Consider the following 17,284-nt stretch of genomic DNA (forward strand, 5'->3'; position numbering starts at 1 on the left):
CGACTGGTGGCCTCCTCGGTTGTCCATACAGTGGTGGAGGCCTGGGCGCAATCGAACTCTTGCATAATCTGCAAGAGTTGCTCGTGACGGACCGCAACCGCGGCTGGAACTACCGTGACGAATACAAAATCGCGACCGTAAGCGGTGAATGGAGATGCTGTGGGCGAGATCGAGTTGTACCAGTCCGCGGATGGCTCAGTGAACTTGGACGTTCGAACCGATGGCGAGGTAGTCTGGTTGACCCAGCTGCAGATGACAACCCTTTTTGGTCGAGATCTCTCGACGATCAGTCGGCATATCGCGAGTGCGAGGCGTGAAGAGCTTTCCGGCCTCCCAACCCTTGCAAAATTTGCAATAGTTCAACAAGAGGGCGACCGGACGGTTGAGCGGCAGGTCGACCACTACAACTTGGACGTCGTGCTCTCTGTCGGCTACCGCGTGAAGTCGCAGGAAGGTGCCCGATTCCGTCGTTGGGCCAACGACGTGCTCAAGCGGTACGTCATCGCCGGTGTCGCGACAAATGATGCACGGATCGAACAGATCAGCGCGATGGCGCGCATGCCAGAGCGTTCGGAGAACGCGGAGGTCGCGGGCATCGCCGAGATTCTGAGCCGCTACTCGCCAGCACTGGCACTTCTCGACGACTACGACCACGGCACGTTAAAGAAGCCGCAGGGCACATCCCCGGCAACTCGTCTGGAATACAAGAGTGCGCGCGCGGTTGTCGACGAGCTTGCGCGCCAGTTTCCAAACGACGACATGTTTGGTGCTGAGCGCAACGACTCGTTTCGCGGACTGCTCGGAGCTGTGGAGCAGACGTACCTCGGCCAGGACTTGTACCCAACCGTCCAGGAGAAAGCGGCGCATCTGCTGTACTTCGTAGTCAAGGACCACCCGTTTTCGGATGGAAACAAGCGCAGCGCCGCCGGACTATTCACCTACTACCTCGCCCTGAACGGCGCACTGCGAAGCGGCGGCGGTGAGGACATCGTGTCGAGCAACGCTCTTGCCGCTATCACGCTAATGACGGCGATGAGCAGGCCGGATGAAAAAGAAACCATCATCCAGCTCGTGACGAACATGCTCGACGGCGCCGCCGAACACTGACTTCCCGACGGACAGCACCATCCGCAACGACTAACAGCAGGGCACCCGAAAGCGGAACGATCAACGGCACATTTGAGGCGTTTCAATACCATTCCATTAATGTGCAGCGCCCTTGCGCGAAGCTAGCTCATCGGGCCATCGTCTGACGTGGGTGTTGGTTCCTTTGCTGCCCGGAGCGTGTTGAGCTGGCTCTCGATCACAGGTCGCAGTTCGGCCGTGCTGAGACCGAGTGCCTCGAGGTTGGATCTGGCCGGTCCCTCGGCGGCGGCCGAGAGGATGAGATGTTCCGTTCCTATGTAGTTGTGTACGTAGTGCAGAGCGATGTCGAGCGAGTGTGCGACCAGTTTTTTCGCGTCGGTGCCGAACGGCAGAGAATGGGCCTGGCCTGGGGTCGCTGTCGATTCGACGGGAACGAGCGGAGGTAGGCGGAGCGCGGCGAACACTCTCTCGTCGGTGACGCCGAGCGCGTGAACGGCTCGGGCGGCGACACCGTCCGGTTCGCTCAGCAGAGCACCGACGATGTGTCGAGGCTCCGTCTCGATGGCCTGCTCGTCGTCAGCCGCGAGCTGGCGAGAGACGACTAGAGCGTTGCGGGCGCGTGGGGCGAATCGTTCGAACAGCCGGCCGCCGGGGACGAGCTCGGCCGTTCGGGCAACGAAGCGTTGCTGGGCCGCTTGTTTCGACACCCCCATGCTTTCGCCGATCTGGCTCCAGGAGGCTCCGGCGTGGCGAGCCTGGTCCACGAAATGGCCGATCAACGCGTCTGCCTGATCCTCGACGCGGCCCGAGACCCGGATCGCGTCGGACAGTGCATCGAGGACATCGCCGTCGGGGTGAATCGCACGGACGAAGGTGATCAAAGTGTCTAGTGAAATAGGGAAATCATCCATGCGTCAATCGTATGTTGACGAACTCATTTCGTCAATAACAAATTGACGATGCGCCTCTCGGTGCACGCATAAGTGGAAGGGCCACCGCTACGCTTTCCTTATGGGCGTGCCTTTCGCACTATTCCGCAGCGCGAAGGCGGCGTTAGCCACGATCGATTGGTAGAGCGGACCATGAGGACCCCGTCCCCACCGGGGCGGAAACCAAGAAATCGAGCCTCCTCCGAAGCCCGCGAGATTCAGTCCTTGGTTTGAGGAGAGACGATGACAACAGGAATCAGCACCGGTGCCCTGGTCGCAGTCTTTGTCACCCTGTTCGTAGTTCTTGTCGCTCTTTACATTGTGCTGGTCGTCCGCCGAAGAAAGTGAACACCCGGCCGCACCCGGTTCAAGCGGGCGAGAAAGATGAACGGTCAACGCCGGTTGACGTCCCATCGCGGCAGGCATCCCGATCCATACGCGGGACGCACGTCTGCCGCGTCGCGTCAGCGTTGCGATGGGCCGGATTTTCCGCTCTGCGCAGACGCACATTTTGGCCGCGATCCCCGCTGACCGCTGGCCGCGCAGGGAAAGACCCCGGTCAGAGGCGGGTCAGCCATCCGGCGCGGGTTCGCCGACCAGCCACCCCCTGCTTCAAGGTCAGCCCGGATGAGGACAGCCCCTCTGGTGACGTCGTCAGAACAGTTGAGCCGATGGCGGACCGGCACCTTTGCTGTGGCCGCATCCGGCAGTCTTGCGCTCTACAAACCTGAACGGCCAGGGAACATCCTGGCCCTGAAGTCAGGTTCCTGAACGTCCGGAAGCGGAACGGTGACTGGGCAGCATTTCATGCGGTCGTGGGGCTGCCGTCCGGAGTGGATTGCTTCTTGAATTCGGCGACCCTGCAGGGAACGCTGTGCTGCCCGTGTTCTGGTTCGTTGTACGGCACCCACCTGCAGTGCCGGGGGTAGAGCAATTCGAGATCCCGGGGTGTCGCGGCTTTGCTGGTGGGTGCATACAGAGAGGGTGCATACAGAGGGAGCAGCCTCTCACTCGTGAAGCCGAACCATGGATTCCGCGAGTTCGGAAGCCTACGATGGGCGTCGAGCCCGCCGACGACAGAGCCCCGCACCCAGAGTATGGACGCCATCATGAATTCAACCCCGGCACCAATCAGCGATGAGAAGTTTCAGGCCCTACGTGCGAGCGTCAAACCCTACACGGCGGTGATCCTGAAGACCGGGCCGAACCGGCACATGGACGGGGCCGAGACGATCATTTACAGCCACGGCATGCGCAATGTTTCTCTGCACCTCGACGGCCGATTACCGGTGGTCTGCCCGGCCACGGACAACACCGAGTTTCGTGGCCTTGGCATCTTTAACGCCACCGTGGAGGAGACTGCGATCATTATGGACGGTGACCCGGCTATCCAAGCTGGCGTCCTCACCTACGAAGTGCACCCTGTGCGCAGCTTCCCCGGCAGCTCACTACCCGCGTAGATGACGTCAGCCTGCTTAGGCCAACAACCACGACGACTGAAGCCTAGGCCTGAAGCCACTCATGCATGGGCGGATGTCGGCCCCGCCTCAGAAACTCGGTGTTGGGCCGTCGCGGCGTTTACTATCTAGGGATGAGACCTCGATGGGTGCCGCCCCTCGTTTTGCTGTTTTGGGTGGTGATCGTGGACTATCTCGCGCAGATCCCCTATTACATGGTGAACTATTACATCCCAGATCACACGCCCCCCACCCTCAGCGCGATCATTCTGTTGGGCTCAACGCTCGCATGGTTCTTCATCGGATATTTCGGAAACCACGCACATCGCCGGTACGGCTATTGGGTACTATTGAGCTTTCTGCTTGTCGAGGGCCTGTTCTACCTGCGAACGCTCCTCTTCGGGACCGCTGTTCTTCAACTTGAAAATTCGAACCTCGTGGTCAGAATCGTGTTCCTCATCGGATACGCAACCGGAATCGTGTCACTTCTGTACTTCGCGGCGCTCATCATCTTTCGCGCGCACTATCGGGCGGCCCGCTGAGGGCGCACGCATCGGCGCAATCACGCCACCGAATTGCCGCTCCTGTCCGCACCATCCAGCCGCACGGAAACCGATCGACATGAGTCACTCGTGCCGTGGCGGTGCTCAGCGGACGCTGTTGAAGAAGCTGCGCATGTCGGCGGTGAGCAGTTGGGGGCGTTCCATGGCGGCGAAGTGACCGCCGTCGTCGAAGTCGCTCCAGTGCGTGATGTTGAGTCCTTGTTCGCCATAGCGTCGGATCGCGAGGTCCTCGGCGAAGACCGCAACGCCCACCGGCACACCGGACGGTGACCTGCCCCAGTCGGGTTGGGCGTGCATGTTCTCGTAATACATCCGAGCGGACGATGTTGCTGTGCGGGTGAGCCAGTAGAACATCACGTTGGTGAGGATCTGGTCAGGACTCAGCGCTTCGTCTATCGGGCCGTGCACCCAAGCAGCCATCCGGTCGAGGATCCAGGTCAGCTGGCCGACCGGCGAGTCGGTCAGCGCGTAGCCGATCATCTGGGGGCGACTGGCTTGCATGGTGAAGTACGCGTTGCCGTTTGCCATGAAGTCTCTCAGGGCCTCGAGTCGTTTCTTCTCGACGGCGGTTAAGGTGGCGAGGTCTGCCTCGGGAACCTCGCCCCAGGGGATGAAGCCGACGGTGGCCGCATTGAGGTGAACTCCAGCCAGGTAGTCGGGATCGACGTGGGCCAGTTCAGGTCCGATCAGCGCCCCTATGTCACCGCCCTGGACACCGTAACGTTCATAGCCCAGGCGCTCCATCAACACCGCGAACGCGCGCGCGGTGCGGGCAACGTCCCACCCCTTGTCGTGGGTGGGCCCGGAAAAACCGAACCCGGGCAGTGAGGGGATCACCAGGTGGAACGCGTCGGCCGCAGCGCCGCCATGGGCCGTCGGGTTGCAGAGTGGGCCGATCACATCAAGGAATTCGGCGACCGAACCGGGCCACCCGTGCAACAACAGCAGCGGCAGCGCGCCCTCGTGCGGAGATCGGATGTGCAGGAAATGGATTCGCTGACCGTCGATCGTGGTGAGGAACTGCGGATAGTCGTTGAAGATCTTCTCCTGGTCGCGCCAGTCGTAACCGCTTTGCCAGTAGTCGACGAGACTGCGAAGGTAGGTGAGCGGCACACCGTAATCCCAGCCGCTGTCGGGCAGTTCGTCGGGCCAACGGGTCTGCTCAAGCCTGCGCCGCAAGTCCAGGAGGTCGTCCTCTGGGACCTCGATCGTGAACGGTTCGATCGCCGTAGCGGCTGTGACGGCGGGTGCCGTGGCTGGCCTGCCGGACGGCGTGTGCGCAGTTGTGGCTTGCGGACTGAAAATCTTGTCAGACATTGGTACCTCCTCGACATTTTGACATTATGGTGTCATAGCCAAGTATCATGGAGATGACACCATGGTGTCAATATGAAATGGGGGTTCACATGGAGCGCACGGGGGCGGGCGAGGTCTTCACGTCGTTCGTGGTCGAGGTGTCCGTGCTTGGGCACTTCGTGACCGCTGCCGGTGAGGCGATCGCCCGACACGGCGGACAGACACTTGCCCGCTGGGTGGTGTTGGACGCCGTGGCCGAGCAGCCGCAGACGGTCGCGCAGGTCGGCCGGTTGCGGGGAATGGCCCGCCAGCCGGTGCAGCGGGTTGCCGATCTGCTCGTCGAGGAGGGCCTTGCCGAGTTCAGTGACAACCCGCAGCATCGGCGTGCCAAGCTGCTCGCGCTGACCGCTCGCGGGCGGCGAGTGCTGGACAGGATTAATTCATACCAGGCGGCGTGGGCGAACGAACACGGTGGCCGCCTCGGCATCGCCCGGCTCGAAAACGCTCATGCGCTCATCACGGAAATCCGGCCGCTCGTCGAGATGCCATCGCCCTAGCGTCTCCCCGCAGCGTCCACGGCCTGTGCACATCCGGCGGCCCGCGGGACGAACACGGCGTCGAAGTCCGTTGGCGGCATCTGCGACTGCACCGTGCGAGGGGGTCGTGGCAGCAGCCACCAGGTACACACAAGCGTGGCCTCAAAACTGAACCAGCAACACCTGCACCGCAAGCCGGACCATCCTCTACCGACGCAGATTCTTCGCTAGAAAGCTCGTGGCCCGCAACCTACTGGCTTGCGTCACATAGGGAACGTTGAGCGGGACGGTGGGTGTGCGTCAAATGGCGAGACGAGTGCAGGAAATCATCCGACGGGTATTCCGACGTGCACTCGTTCAAGGGCGGCTCGGAGCATTCCGAGGGCGGCTCCTACTTCCTGTACCTGAGTGGGTGTGAGATCCACCAACAAGAGCTCCACGAGTAGTTCTTGAAACGATACCTCGGCTTCGGCGAGCAGCGCGGCCCCTGTGCTGGTGAGGCTGACGAGCGACGAGCGGCCGTCAGCGGGATTGGGCTGGCGCGCCACCCAGCCGCGGGTTTCGAGACGGTCGACCCCCTTGCTGATGGCACCGATACCCGCTGCGAAGTTCGCGGCGACGTCCGCGACGCGCGAACTCGGATGCCCATCCAGGTAGCGCAAGAACTCGAACTGTGTGGCAACAATCCCATGTTTGCTCCGGAGTCTATCGTTGAGCGCGTTGTAGAGACGCGTCTCGCAGCGCACTAGGTCGTCAAAGAACGAACCCAGCTCGCGCGTCGTTGAATTAGATGCCATGGCATGTAGTCTACCGGTAGATGCCCCGGCATGCAGTTCAGGAGTACGGATTAAGGAGCCCTAATGAGCGAGCAACAAAGACGAGCACTCGATGCGACACTTCGCGAAGCCCCGCAGCCCTCCGGACCGGTTTCGGTCGAACACATGCGGGCAGGTTTCGCACACTTCATGAGTAGGTTCCCGATTCCGACTGGAGTCACGCGCACTCCGGTGGAACTCGGGGATCGTCCGGCAATCCTGGTGGAGCCGAAGAGGGAACGCCGATCCGGCACGATCCTGTACTTCCATGGCGGCTCCTTCTCGCTCGGTTCCCCAGAGACGGCAATGGCGCTCACCGCTCACTTGGTCGAGCGGACCGGCGTGCGGGCGCTCTCACTCGACTACCGCCTCGCCCCTGAGTACCCGTTCCCCGCAGGCCTTGACGATTGCATGGACGCGTATCGCAGCCTCCTCGACGAGGGCATCGACCCTGCCTCCATAGTGTTCGTCGGAGACTCCGCCGGGGGCGGACTCACCGTGACGGCCTGCCTCGCCGCCAAAGAGGCTGGATTGCCAATGCCCGCTGGCCTCGTCGCGTTCTCGCCGGGACTTGACCACACACGCTCCGGCGCTTCAATGATCGCGAAGGAGGGCATCGATCCGCTGTTCACCCGCGAGGCAATGGGCCGCACGGGGGAGCTGTATCTCGACGGCCAGGATCCAGCCCAGCCCCTTCTTGCACCCGCCGCACTCGCTGACCTGACCGGCTTCCCGCCTATCCTGCTGCAGGTCGGAACCAATGAGCTGTTGCTCGACGACTCCGTACGGCTCGCAGAACGCGCTCGAAATGCGGACGTCGACGTGATCCTCGACATCGTCGCCCACGTACCTCACGTCTTCCCAGCGTTCGTCGGAACGATAGACGAAGCCGATGAGGCAATCGAGCGCGCGTCGCTCTTCATCACGCAGCGCCTCCGAAATCGGTAACTGCGCGCCGCGAACACGACGGACAATCAACCAGCACTTAAAAGCCGGAAAGCGCACGCGTCAACGCCTGAGGGGAAATTCCACAAGCGGGACGATCAGCGGGACGGTGCGTTTCAATGATCAGTAGGTAACGTCGCCGGAATCCTGAGAACTCTTTTGCCAGGGCAGCCAGCTTCCGGTCCGGGCTAGAGCGGTTCGCGCGACCTTCATTCGTTCGCCGGGTAAATCGTTGGTGCGCGTTCGTCCGGAGCGCGACTGGACCCCTGGTTCATCAAGCCTGTACTCGATCCAGTTACTTGGCCAAGGGTCTAGCCGCTCTGAATAGCCGCCCGACACGACGGTGTGCACAGTCCATTCGAGTTCTTCCGCCACACTCCTGGCGTCGTCGTCGCAGGCATCGCAACCACAGACCGGGAAGTGAAAGTCGTGGAGCAAGCCCGCGTGAAGGTACACACCCGGAAACTGTGTGAGCACAAATGTCAACGGCGCCATATTCGGCCCACCTGGCACGACCCGTATTGCACGAATGAAACGATCTGGCGGGTGGAGAAGATCAGCAGCGACATCCGGGGCTTCTTCGGTGGTGACGTCGAAGGTGTTCTGAAGCCACTCGACAAGCGCGTCGGCGACCGCGCGCAGAGGCGTGAACCGCTGCAGATTACTCACCCGGGAATATGCGTCCTCGGGTGGCGATGCACCGTCCCACCGATGGCCGTAGTTGATCGGGGCGCCCTGTTCATTGCGGTAGACCTCAACCGGAAACGAGGGGCGCCGGTACGAGCTCATGGTCCTACGCTAGCCGCCAGCATATTCTCCGCCCAGCAATCCCTCGACCCGCAAGCCGAACCGTTACCCGTCTGCGATGCCAATCCGCAAGCGGATCCTCCTACGGGTATCGATCGGCTCCGCGGTTGGCGAGCTTGATATTCCTTACGGTTTACCTGTCAGGGCGCGAAAGCCCGGCCACTTGCGTCCGCTCCTTGCAACTATCGGCCGAGGACCGCCGCCGGCAACGCCGAAGTCCCGGTGACCGCTGACCTTCTGCTCGCCAGTTGTCACCACAACCGATCACGGTAGTAGCCGACCGCGGCCTTGTCGGCGTCTGCACGCGACGGATGGCTGTCCAGGTGCACAATCGCATGTCATTGAGCGCGCCGCGGATGTATAGTGTCATTTCGTGGCGGAACAAATCGCGCTCGTGACAGGGGCAAGCCGCGGCATTGGGCGCGGAATTGCGGTCGCTCTGGGGTCGCGAGGTTGGACGGTGTGGGTCACCGGCCGGTCCAACCAGGAGCACAGCAGCAGTCATCTGCCAGGAACGATCGAAGAGACCGCCGACGCAATAATCCGGGCCGGCGGGCACGGCATTGCGGTTGTCTGCGATCATCGCGACGATAACCAGGTCAGGTCCCTCGTTGCCCGCCTGGCCGCCGAATCCGGCAGGCTAGACCTCCTGGTGAACAACGTGTGGGCCGGCTATGAACGTCTCAATGCGGGAGCATGGGATGAGTGGAACGCCCCGTTCTGGGCGCAACCGGTCGACCTGTTCGACTCCATGTTCACCGGAGGCGTTCGCGCTCACTACGTGGCCGCCGCTTTGTGCGCACCGCTGCTCATGGCACCTAGCAACTCGCTCATGGTCACGATCTCTATGCAGATCAGCCCCGCCCAGCAAGCGGCCTTCGGTGTCGCCTATGGCATGGCCAACGTCGCCTGCGATCGCTTTGCTCTCGCGGCCGCCGAACAGCTTCGTGAGCACCATGTCACCTCCGTCAGCCTGCACCCGGGTCTGGTGCGTACCGAGGGCGTCATGCAATTCGCTGATCACCTCGACCTCGCCGACTCGCAGTCTCCCGAAGGTGTCGGCCGGGCCGTTGCGGCTCTTGCAGCCGACCCGGGGAAGTTTGCACGAACCGGGCAAGCCATTGGAGTCACTCAACTCGCCGAGCAGTACGGCGTTGACGTCACGGTATGACTGCAGCGACCGGACCTGAACGAGGCGGAGCAGGCGACCTTGGCCAGCGCCGTGTTCTTCAACCAGCTCGGCGAAATCCGGCATGGAACTGAACATGCGCGATCAGAACGCAGGGGCGCCCGCAAACCGGACGATCACCGAACGGGAGGTTGCGCCATCACTTTAATGCGCTCAAGACCATTTCCCGACCAAAGAGGGTGCCCGACAGCGGAACGAGGACCGGACGCAGATTTCGCGCTGAAACGCTCGTGGCCCGAATACAGCCGGTTTGTGTCGTAAGCCGAACGATCAGCGGGTCTTGTCGGCTCTGCGCACGAGTATCAATCCAGGTTTCCCGTTCGGCGCGTCCGGTCCGTGACCGAGGCCGTGATATCCCAAACGTCGGTAGAGCCGCAGCGTCGGCGTGTCCTTGTCCGTCGTCTGAAGCCAATACGTTTGGGCATTGGACAGACCCATCAGCAGTTCGAGGAGTTTGGTCCCAAGACCGCGACGCGCTGCTGCCGGATGGATGGCAAGGAGCAATACAGCGAACGACTCGTCAATAAGAGCGGCAGAATCCGGGCCGAGACGAACGCGAAGTTGTTTCGACCATTCGTCGGTCTCCGATGCCCACAACCATCGATAACCGTATGCAAAACCGATGAGTTCGCCTCCTGCGACAGCGCCAACTCCGACCATGTCGTTGCGTTGCTTCGCGTCTCCATACAGCCGGGCATATGAGGCTGCAACTTTCGGGGGCTCGCTCAGTGGTGGTACCTGCGAAGCTGCCGCGTACAACCGCTCAATCGTGCTGACGGACGGCAACTCCGCCCTGCTTTCATACGTTCTGATCGACAGGTCTGAAAGCGCGGCGGAATCCATTCCTCTATCTCACCACGGCCAGCGAAACCGCCCGCAAGTGGGACCTTGAACGGGCACTCCAGGGCGATCACTGGGATCCGCGACACGCTTGCACGCGGGATGCCCGTATAGCCCGCCCGTAAAAGAATCTCACTCAGGTACGGTAAACGCGACGGCCAATCGGACCCCAGCGGGAAGGGCGCATCGTCCGCTCCGGTTTCAGAATCCAGCGCCAACGCGAACTACGAGCTCGAATCTGCGCGGTCCGCCGCCACGTCATGCGCGGACGGCCACCGCGTCCTCAGTCCTCGCGGGGAAAAGGGCACGGCTGCGCTTACGGAGCTGTTCGAAGGTCTCACGGGCGACGAGACGCCGATCATCGTCTCCAACGTCGTGGACCGCATCGACGAAGCCGTCCGCGCCGGTTCGCTTCGACGGGTGGCAGCCCACGATAGCCGAAGACCAAGCAGGCAAGGCACTGCGCCAGACGCCGTGCGCGCAGTACAAGATCCGTGACAACGACGTTTATGAAAGAGCGCTGGGGTACGCGCGGGAGCACTACTGAGACCCGACGGTCAGGTGCGAGAGCCACTCGCGCATTCCCTTGATGTGGCCGGGCGTGATACCGCGGTAGCGGTTCGGGGCGATGAACAGGCTGGGTGTGTTGCGGGTGAGGCGTTTCGCCTGCGCGAACATGCCGCCGTGCACGGTTCCGTCATCGGAGAAGTCGAGTCGGCCGTCATCGTCGAGCCAGATGAACGGCATGCCTCCGATGGCTTCCTGGTCGGTGAGAATGCGGATGCCGCCCAGGGGAAAATCCAAGCCAAATGGCGAATTCGCCATGTGCTCGCCATTTACGCAAGAATTCGCCATCTCAATGCGGAACCTACAAAAGGCACACTACGACGCCGCCATGTCGGTGAACCGCGAAAAGTGCCCCTGGAACGCGACGGTCACGGTGCGAGTCGGGCCGTTGCGATGCTTGGCGACGATCAGGTCGGCTTCGCCTGCACGCGGGTTGTCTTTCTCATAAGCGCTCTCGCGATGCAACAGGATGACCATGTCGGCGTCCTGCTCGATCGAGCCGGATTCTCGCAGGTCGCTCAGCGCGGGCAGTTTGTCCTGCCGCTGCTCCGGGCCGCGGTTCAACTGGGAGAGCGCGATCACAGGTACCTGCAGCTCCTTCGCGAGCAACTTCAGCGCCCGCGAGAACTCAGACACTTCCTGCTGACGAGATTCGACCCGTTTGCCGCTGGTCATCAACTGCAAGTAGTCGATGACGACCATCTTCAGCCCGACCCTCTGCTTGAGCCGACGGCATTTGGCGCGGATCTCCACGAGCGTCATGTTCGGGCTGTCATCGATGTATAGAGGCGCGTCGTTGATGCGTCCACGCGTCGACGCGATCGTGGCCCAGTTCTGCTTGTCGAGTGTGCCCTTGCGCATGCTCTGCAACGGAATGGATGCCTCCGCCGAGAGCAAGCGCATCGCGATTTCACTGCGCCCCATCTCGAGCGAGAAGAAGATGGTGGGCAGAGCGTGCTTGATCGCCGCGGACCGCGCGAAGTCGAGCGCGAGTGTCGACTTTCCGAGTGCGGGCCGCGCAGCCACGATGATCATCTGCCCGGGGTGCAAGCCGTTCGTCAGGTCGTCGAGGTCGGCGAACCCGGTGGGTACGCCGGTCATCGATCCGTCCGTGTGCGTTGCCGCCTCGATCTCGTCAATGGCGACGGTCACGGCCTCGGTCAGCGGAATATAGTCCTCTGTGTCGCTCGAGCCCGTCACCGCATAGATCTCGGCTTGCGCGTTGTTGACGAGATCCAGCACCTCGCCCTCCGCGGCATACCCCATTTGGGTGATCCGCGTTCCTGCCTCGACCAGCCGACGCAGCAGCGCGCGCTCCGCGACGATGGATGCGTAATAGCCCGCGTTCGCCGCGGTCGGCACCAGGCTGGTCAATGTGTGCAGGTATTCGGCACCGCCGGCACGCGACAGCTCGCCCTGTTTGGTCAGCTCATCCGTCACCGTGATGACATCCGTCGGTTCACCCTGTGCGTACAGTGACAGGATCGCGTCGAAGATCAGCTCATGCTTGGGAACATAGAAGTCGAGTGCCCTGACTACCTCGACGACGTCGGCGACGGCATCCTTGCTGAGCATCATTCCGCCCAGCGCACTCTGCTCGGCCAAGAGGTCGTGCGGAGGCGTACGCTCGGTCGAACGCGATTCGCCAATGGGCCGCGAGTCCGCCAAACCAAGATGAGCGATAGACACCCGTTCCCCCTTCATCGGCGTATTGAATAAGCATCGGCCGCAGCCTGTTCACCGAAGCCTGCAATCGTTGTCCCCACACTCGCAGAGACCACCGACAGTCTCGGTTTCCGAGATTGCCGGTGGTCTCTGTAAGTCGATGCGGCTCCACCCTAGGCAGTCGGCGGCGCGCACACAACTGTGCCTGTGGACAACGCTGTGGAGAATCTGCGCGAAACGCCGCATGTCGTGTGCAATCCGGGTGGAACAACTTGTGGACAACGAAATAATCTAGTCGAGTTTACGCAAGCTGATCTGGTCTTTCTCTATCCCCAGCATGTGGGATTTAAGGAGTTTAGACGCACACTTGAACCTTGGGCGAATTGGGGGCACACCTGTGCACAAACATGTCAATTGGGGGTTGCGCTGGTCGTTAACTGGGTGTAGCGGCGGGCATTGCCCGCCGCTACCTTCCTGTGTCTACACAGCCGTGCTGCGAACTACTTCGCGGCGACCACCTGGAGGGTGATCGTAGCGAAAAGGTCCTCACGCAGCCGAACCGTCGCCTCGTGCACACCGACGACCTTGATCGCGTTTGGCAGTTCGATCTTCTTCTTGTCAAGCGCGCCGATACCGGCCGCGGCAACCGCGTCCGCGATGTCGGCGGTCTTCACAGAACCGAACAGGCGACCCTCCTTGCCTGCCTTCACGGTGAGCTTGACCTTCGTCGCTTCGAGCTTGGCTTTGAGGTCCTGAGCTTCCTCGACGGTGGCAAGCTCGCGGGCGGCACGAGCAGCCTTGATCTGATCGATCTGCTTCTCGCCACCGCGGCTCCACGCGACGGCGAAGCCCTGCGGGATGAGGTAGTTGCGCCCGTAGCCGTTCTTCACCTCGACGACGTCGCCAGCGGAACCGAGACCGGTGACCTCATGGGTCAGAATGAGTTTCGACATTCTTCTTTACTCCTAACGGCCTGAGCCGGCGTAGGGGAGAAGTGCCATTTCGCGGGCGTTCTTTACTGCCTTGGCGATGAGGCGCTGCTCCTGCACGGAGACACCGGTGATGCGACGAGCGCGAATCTTTCCGCGCTCGGAAATGAACTTGCGCAGAGTTGCGACGTCCTTGTAATCGATCACGCCGACACGGATGGACTTCGCCGGAGCGGCGTTCTTTCCATCCTTGCCTTTGCGGATCGGCTTGCGGCGATCGCCGCTCGACTTTCCAGCCATAATTTGTCCTTTGCTTATGATGCGTTGATCCAGTAGCGAAGCGTATCGAGATCACGATGGTCTCGATACGGTCGCAAGCGACCTACTCGACCGCAGGGGTTTTAGAAGGGTGTCTCGTCGCTGAAGCTGCCAGGGGTGTTCCAGACGTCGCCCGCGGGCGCATTACCCTGGGCGGGGCTGGCAGCCCACGGCTCTTCAGCGCCGCCGACGGCGCCACGGCCGCCCCCGGATGACTGTGCGCGCGTGACTGCGGCGGTGGCGTAACGCAGCGAAGGCCCGATCTCATCGATCTCGAGCTCGGTACTCGTGCGTTTCTCCCCCTCCTTCGTCTCGTAGGAGCGCATCTTGAGGCGCCCGGTTGCGATGACTCTGGACCCCTTGGTCAGCGAACTCGCGACATGTTCGGCGAAGTCACGCCAGACACTTGCGCGCAGGAACAGCGCCTCGCCGTCTTTCCAGTCGTTCGCAGCGCGGTCGAAGGTGCGCGGAGTGGATGCGATGGTGAAGTTGGCGACCGCCAGCCCGTTCTGCGTGTAGCGCAGCTCCGGGTCGCTGGTGAGGTTGCCCACCACAGTGATTATAGTCTCGCCGGCCATCGGACTACGCGCTTGCCTTCTCGGCGGCCTTGGCCACGGCAGCGGTCGGCGACGCGGCAGGAGCCTTCACCGTGGCAGGAGCCTTGGCGGGGGCAGCAGCCTTACGGGCTGCCTTCTCCTCTGCCAGCTTCGCCGCAGTGGCAACCTGGGCGATTGCATCTTCGGCGCGCAGCACCTTGGTGCGCATGACGGCCTCTGAAAGCTTCAGCTGGCGGTCGAGCTCGGCGGTCGCATCTGCGTTCGCGGTGAAGTCGACGACGGCATAGATGCCCTCTGTCTTTTTGTTGATCTCGTACGCCAGGCGGCGACGACCCCAGATGTCGATCTTGTCAATGTTTCCACCGTCGTTACGAATAACATTGAGGAACTTGTCAAGGCTGGGAGCTACGGTGCGCTCATCGATCTCCGGATCGAGGATGACCATCAACTCGTACTGATGCATGACTAACCCACCTCCTTTGGACTAACACGGCTACAGACGTTCTGCAGCAGGAGGGTATTGGCATCTGTCGCCTGCCCGCCGCTGATCGCGGCAGAACATGGACAACCTGTACAGCATACCGGATGCCGCACCCCAGCACCATTCGGCTGCGCTCGCCCTAACCCCATAAGCTGAGCACATGCCCCCAGCACGGCCCTTGCGGATCGCGGTCGTTGCGCTGCACACCTCTCCGACTGATGCGCCGGGGGCCGGTGACGTCGGCGGAATGAATGTCGCCGTTCGAGCGACAGTCGAACAGATGGCAGAACTCGGGCACCGCGTTGACGTGCTGACTCGCCGTTATTCACCCGAACTGCCGATCCGCTTCGAACTCTCGGAACGGATCACCCTGCACTTCGTTGACGCCGGGCCGCCCGAGCCGCGACCGAAGGGCGATCACGAGCTCTACATCGAGGAGTTCGCAGCCGGAATGGCTGTTCTGGGCGCCGTCGACATCGTGCACTCGCATCACTGGTTCTCGGGAATGGCCGCGCTACCGTTCGCGCGCACTCGCGGCGTCCCGCATGTGCAGAGTTACCACAGCATTGCGGCACCCGTGACGAGCGCGCTCTCCGAGGGGGAGCGCCCTGAATCCCCGGGCCGCATCGCGGGTGAGCGTTGGCTCGCGCAGAATTCGGATGCGATCGTCGCCGTCAGCGAGGCCGAGGCCGCCACGATCACTGGCCGACTCGGTTCGCCGCCGGGGAACGTGACCGTTGTGCTGCCGGGCGTTGACACCGAACTGTTCCATCCGGGTGCCACGCAACGCCCCGACCGCTATGTGCTCACGGCTGCACGGATCGAGCCCCTGAAGGGACTCGACCTCGCCGTGCGCACGATCGCAGCGCTGCCCGCAGCCCTCAGGCCCGACCTGGTCGTTGCCGGCGGTCCGACCGTCGGTTATGAGGGATACCTCGCCGAATTGCGCTCCCTGGCGTTCGAGCTCGGCATCCCCGACGGGGTACGGTTCGTCGGGCCGCTGTCGCGCGTCGAGCTGGCGGAACTGATGCGGCACGCCTCTGCGCTGCTGATCCCGTCGCACTCCGAGACGTTCGGTCTCGTCGCTCTTGAGGCCGCCGCAAGTGGCATCCCAGTGCTCGCGACTCCGGCCGGCGGCCTTAGAGAATCTGTCACAAACCAGACCGGCATCCTGCTGAATTCGCGCGGCCCTGAAGTCTGGGCGAACGCGCTGGCCGCGCTGCTTACGGATGCCGATCGGGCCGCGCGTCTGTCGGCATCCGCCCGCGCGTTCGCTCTCACGCGCACGTGGCGACGTGATGCGGAGCAAACGCTCGACGTGTATCGCGCCGCGATCGAACGCCTCGGCGGCCTCAGGGGCCGGCCGGAGCCGCGGCCGTGAGCATCCTCGACGGGGTCCGGACCGTGCTGCTGGCGCACGCCCACCCCGATGACGAGACGATCTCCTCCGGAGCGCTGGTTGCTGAATTGGCGGCTCGGGGCATCCGTGTGGTGCTCCTGACCGCGACGCTGGGCGAGCAGGGCGAAGTCGTGCTGGCCCGGCAGGTCGAGGTCCGCGCTGCGCTCGGAACCGATCCCGCGGATGATCCCGCCGGTTTCGCGCGTCTGCGCGAGCGTGAGTTGGGCGATGCAGCCGCGATCCTCGGTGTCGCCCAGCGGTATCTCCTCGGCACGGCGCCGGCACGCGCTCGGGGGCTACCCGACCGTCGTTATGCCGACTCCGGGATGCGCTGGATTCGCGAGGGGCTCGCCGGCCCCGCTGCGGACGTTTCCTCCGATGCGCTCACCGCGGCCCCGCTCGCAGAGGTCACGGATGATATCGGCGCCCTGATCGAGCTCGTGAGCCCACAGTTGGTGATCAGCTACGACGACAATGGCGGTTACGGGCATCCGGACCACCGACGCATCCGTGAAGCCGCCCTGGCCGCTGCCACCGCGACGGGCATCCCGTTCGCGGAACTGCTCGCCGAGCCGGCACCGGATGCCGAGTGGCTCGCTCTCGATCAGCACCTCGCGACCGTGCAGAATGCGTTGCGCAGCCACGCCAGCCAGATTACCGTCGATGGTGACCACCTAATCCACTCCGGTGGTCAGCGCGAGAAGATCGCCACCGCGGTCGGTCTGCGCGTGGTGTAGAGGTCGTGCATTCGAGCCCAGCCGCCTCAATGGCGGACCTGTTTCTGGTACCTCGGTCCGGTTCCCCGTTCCCGGATCCACCGTGAACGCTTCCCAATACGGGGCAGGACCCCCAAACCGGACGCGGCCGGCGCGACCGTGCAATCCCCCACACCCGGCGTCCACGCC

The 17,284-nt window shown here is 62.7% G+C and carries 19 protein-coding genes; 8 read left to right on the forward strand and 11 right to left on the reverse strand.

Annotation, left to right across the window (positions count from 1 at the left end; genetic code table 11):
• Positions 1–159 precede the first annotated feature (159 nt).
• On the forward strand, positions 160–1,107 hold the full coding sequence (locus QU604_RS21880) for a virulence RhuM family protein/type II toxin-antitoxin system death-on-curing family toxin (protein WP_308466713.1): 948 nt from the start codon (positions 160–162) through the stop codon (positions 1,105–1,107).
• A 122-nt stretch (positions 1,108–1,229) separates the two neighbouring features.
• Here the strand turns inward: QU604_RS21880 and QU604_RS21885 are convergent, their stop codons facing one another.
• Entirely contained in the window at positions 1,230–1,997 is a 768-nt protein-coding gene (locus tag QU604_RS21885; RefSeq protein WP_308466714.1) for a Clp protease N-terminal domain-containing protein, read from the reverse strand.
• Positions 1,998–3,124: 1,127 nt separating this feature from the next.
• Between QU604_RS21885 and QU604_RS21890 the strand changes: the two genes are divergently transcribed.
• Together QU604_RS21890 and QU604_RS21895 are read left to right on the forward strand one after the other, a co-directional pair.
• Positions 3,125–3,475, forward strand: coding sequence for a hypothetical protein (locus QU604_RS21890; RefSeq protein ID WP_308466715.1), 351 nt, complete (start codon positions 3,125–3,127; stop codon positions 3,473–3,475).
• A gap of 131 nt (positions 3,476–3,606) precedes the next feature.
• A complete protein-coding gene (locus QU604_RS21895; RefSeq protein ID WP_308466716.1) occupies positions 3,607–4,014 on the forward strand; it encodes a hypothetical protein in 408 nt (135 codons plus the stop codon).
• A 105-nt stretch (positions 4,015–4,119) separates the two neighbouring features.
• Here QU604_RS21895 and QU604_RS21900 read toward each other — a convergent pair whose 3' ends face one another.
• Entirely contained in the window at positions 4,120–5,352 is a 1,233-nt protein-coding gene (locus tag QU604_RS21900) for an epoxide hydrolase family protein (protein WP_308466717.1), read from the reverse strand.
• Between the two features lie 89 nt (positions 5,353–5,441).
• Here QU604_RS21900 and QU604_RS21905 point away from each other — a divergent pair, with 89 nt between their 5' ends.
• Positions 5,442–5,888: a MarR family winged helix-turn-helix transcriptional regulator gene (locus QU604_RS21905; RefSeq protein WP_308466718.1), complete on the forward strand. Its 447-nt coding sequence runs from the start codon at positions 5,442–5,444 to the stop codon at positions 5,886–5,888.
• A 305-nt stretch (positions 5,889–6,193) separates the two neighbouring features.
• On the opposite strand, the gene QU604_RS21910 is transcribed toward QU604_RS21905, so the two are convergent.
• Positions 6,194–6,664, reverse strand: a complete 471-nt coding sequence (locus QU604_RS21910) for a MarR family winged helix-turn-helix transcriptional regulator (RefSeq protein WP_308466719.1) — start codon at positions 6,662–6,664, stop codon at positions 6,194–6,196.
• A 63-nt stretch (positions 6,665–6,727) separates the two neighbouring features.
• Between QU604_RS21910 and QU604_RS21915 the strand changes: the two genes are divergently transcribed.
• A complete protein-coding gene (locus tag QU604_RS21915; protein ID WP_308466720.1) occupies positions 6,728–7,630 on the forward strand; it encodes an alpha/beta hydrolase in 903 nt (300 codons plus the stop codon).
• A gap of 120 nt (positions 7,631–7,750) precedes the next feature.
• Here the strand turns inward: QU604_RS21915 and QU604_RS21920 are convergent, their stop codons facing one another.
• The gene (locus QU604_RS21920) at positions 7,751–8,416 is read right to left on the reverse strand and encodes a DUF6226 family protein (protein ID WP_308466721.1); all 666 of its coding nucleotides are present in this window, start codon (positions 8,414–8,416) and stop codon (positions 7,751–7,753) included.
• 391 nt (positions 8,417–8,807) lie between these two features.
• Between QU604_RS21920 and QU604_RS21925 the strand changes: the two genes are divergently transcribed.
• Positions 8,808–9,605, forward strand: a complete 798-nt coding sequence (locus QU604_RS21925; RefSeq protein WP_308466722.1) for an SDR family NAD(P)-dependent oxidoreductase — start codon at positions 8,808–8,810, stop codon at positions 9,603–9,605.
• Positions 9,606–9,893: 288 nt separating this feature from the next.
• Here the strand turns inward: QU604_RS21925 and QU604_RS21930 are convergent, their stop codons facing one another.
• The 7 genes from QU604_RS21930 to rpsF form a co-directional block, all read right to left on the reverse strand.
• On the reverse strand, positions 9,894–10,466 hold the full coding sequence (locus QU604_RS21930) for a GNAT family N-acetyltransferase (RefSeq protein WP_308466723.1): 573 nt from the start codon (positions 10,464–10,466) through the stop codon (positions 9,894–9,896).
• A 537-nt stretch (positions 10,467–11,003) separates the two neighbouring features.
• Positions 11,004–11,288 carry a hypothetical protein gene (locus tag QU604_RS21935; RefSeq protein WP_308466724.1) on the reverse strand — a complete coding sequence of 95 codons (285 nt, stop codon included), beginning with the start codon at positions 11,286–11,288 and terminating at the stop codon, positions 11,004–11,006.
• 57 nt (positions 11,289–11,345) lie between these two features.
• Entirely contained in the window at positions 11,346–12,719 is a 1,374-nt protein-coding gene (dnaB, locus tag QU604_RS21940) for a replicative DNA helicase (protein ID WP_308468998.1), read from the reverse strand.
• 476 nt (positions 12,720–13,195) lie between these two features.
• Positions 13,196–13,648: a 50S ribosomal protein L9 gene (gene rplI, locus QU604_RS21945; protein ID WP_308466725.1), complete on the reverse strand. Its 453-nt coding sequence runs from the start codon at positions 13,646–13,648 to the stop codon at positions 13,196–13,198.
• 12 nt (positions 13,649–13,660) lie between these two features.
• On the reverse strand, positions 13,661–13,924 hold the full coding sequence (rpsR, locus tag QU604_RS21950) for a 30S ribosomal protein S18 (protein ID WP_308466726.1): 264 nt from the start codon (positions 13,922–13,924) through the stop codon (positions 13,661–13,663).
• 101 nt (positions 13,925–14,025) lie between these two features.
• The gene (locus tag QU604_RS21955) at positions 14,026–14,520 is read right to left on the reverse strand and encodes a single-stranded DNA-binding protein (protein WP_308466727.1); all 495 of its coding nucleotides are present in this window, start codon (positions 14,518–14,520) and stop codon (positions 14,026–14,028) included.
• A gap of 4 nt (positions 14,521–14,524) precedes the next feature.
• Entirely contained in the window at positions 14,525–14,962 is a 438-nt protein-coding gene (gene rpsF / locus QU604_RS21960) for a 30S ribosomal protein S6 (RefSeq protein WP_308466728.1), read from the reverse strand.
• A 178-nt stretch (positions 14,963–15,140) separates the two neighbouring features.
• Between rpsF and QU604_RS21965 the strand changes: the two genes are divergently transcribed.
• Together QU604_RS21965 and QU604_RS21970 are read left to right on the forward strand one after the other, a co-directional pair.
• Positions 15,141–16,361: a glycosyltransferase gene (locus tag QU604_RS21965; RefSeq protein ID WP_308466729.1), complete on the forward strand. Its 1,221-nt coding sequence runs from the start codon at positions 15,141–15,143 to the stop codon at positions 16,359–16,361.
• Positions 16,358–17,116, forward strand: a complete 759-nt coding sequence (locus QU604_RS21970; RefSeq protein WP_308466730.1) for a PIG-L family deacetylase — start codon at positions 16,358–16,360, stop codon at positions 17,114–17,116. Before QU604_RS21965 ends, QU604_RS21970 begins: the two co-directional genes overlap by 4 nt.
• The last annotated feature ends 168 nt before the right edge of the window (positions 17,117–17,284 follow it).

Origin of the sequence: Rathayibacter sp. SW19 (assembly GCF_030866825.1) — a bacterium.
Classification (GTDB): Bacteria; Actinomycetota; Actinomycetes; order Actinomycetales; family Microbacteriaceae; genus Rathayibacter_A; species Rathayibacter_A soli.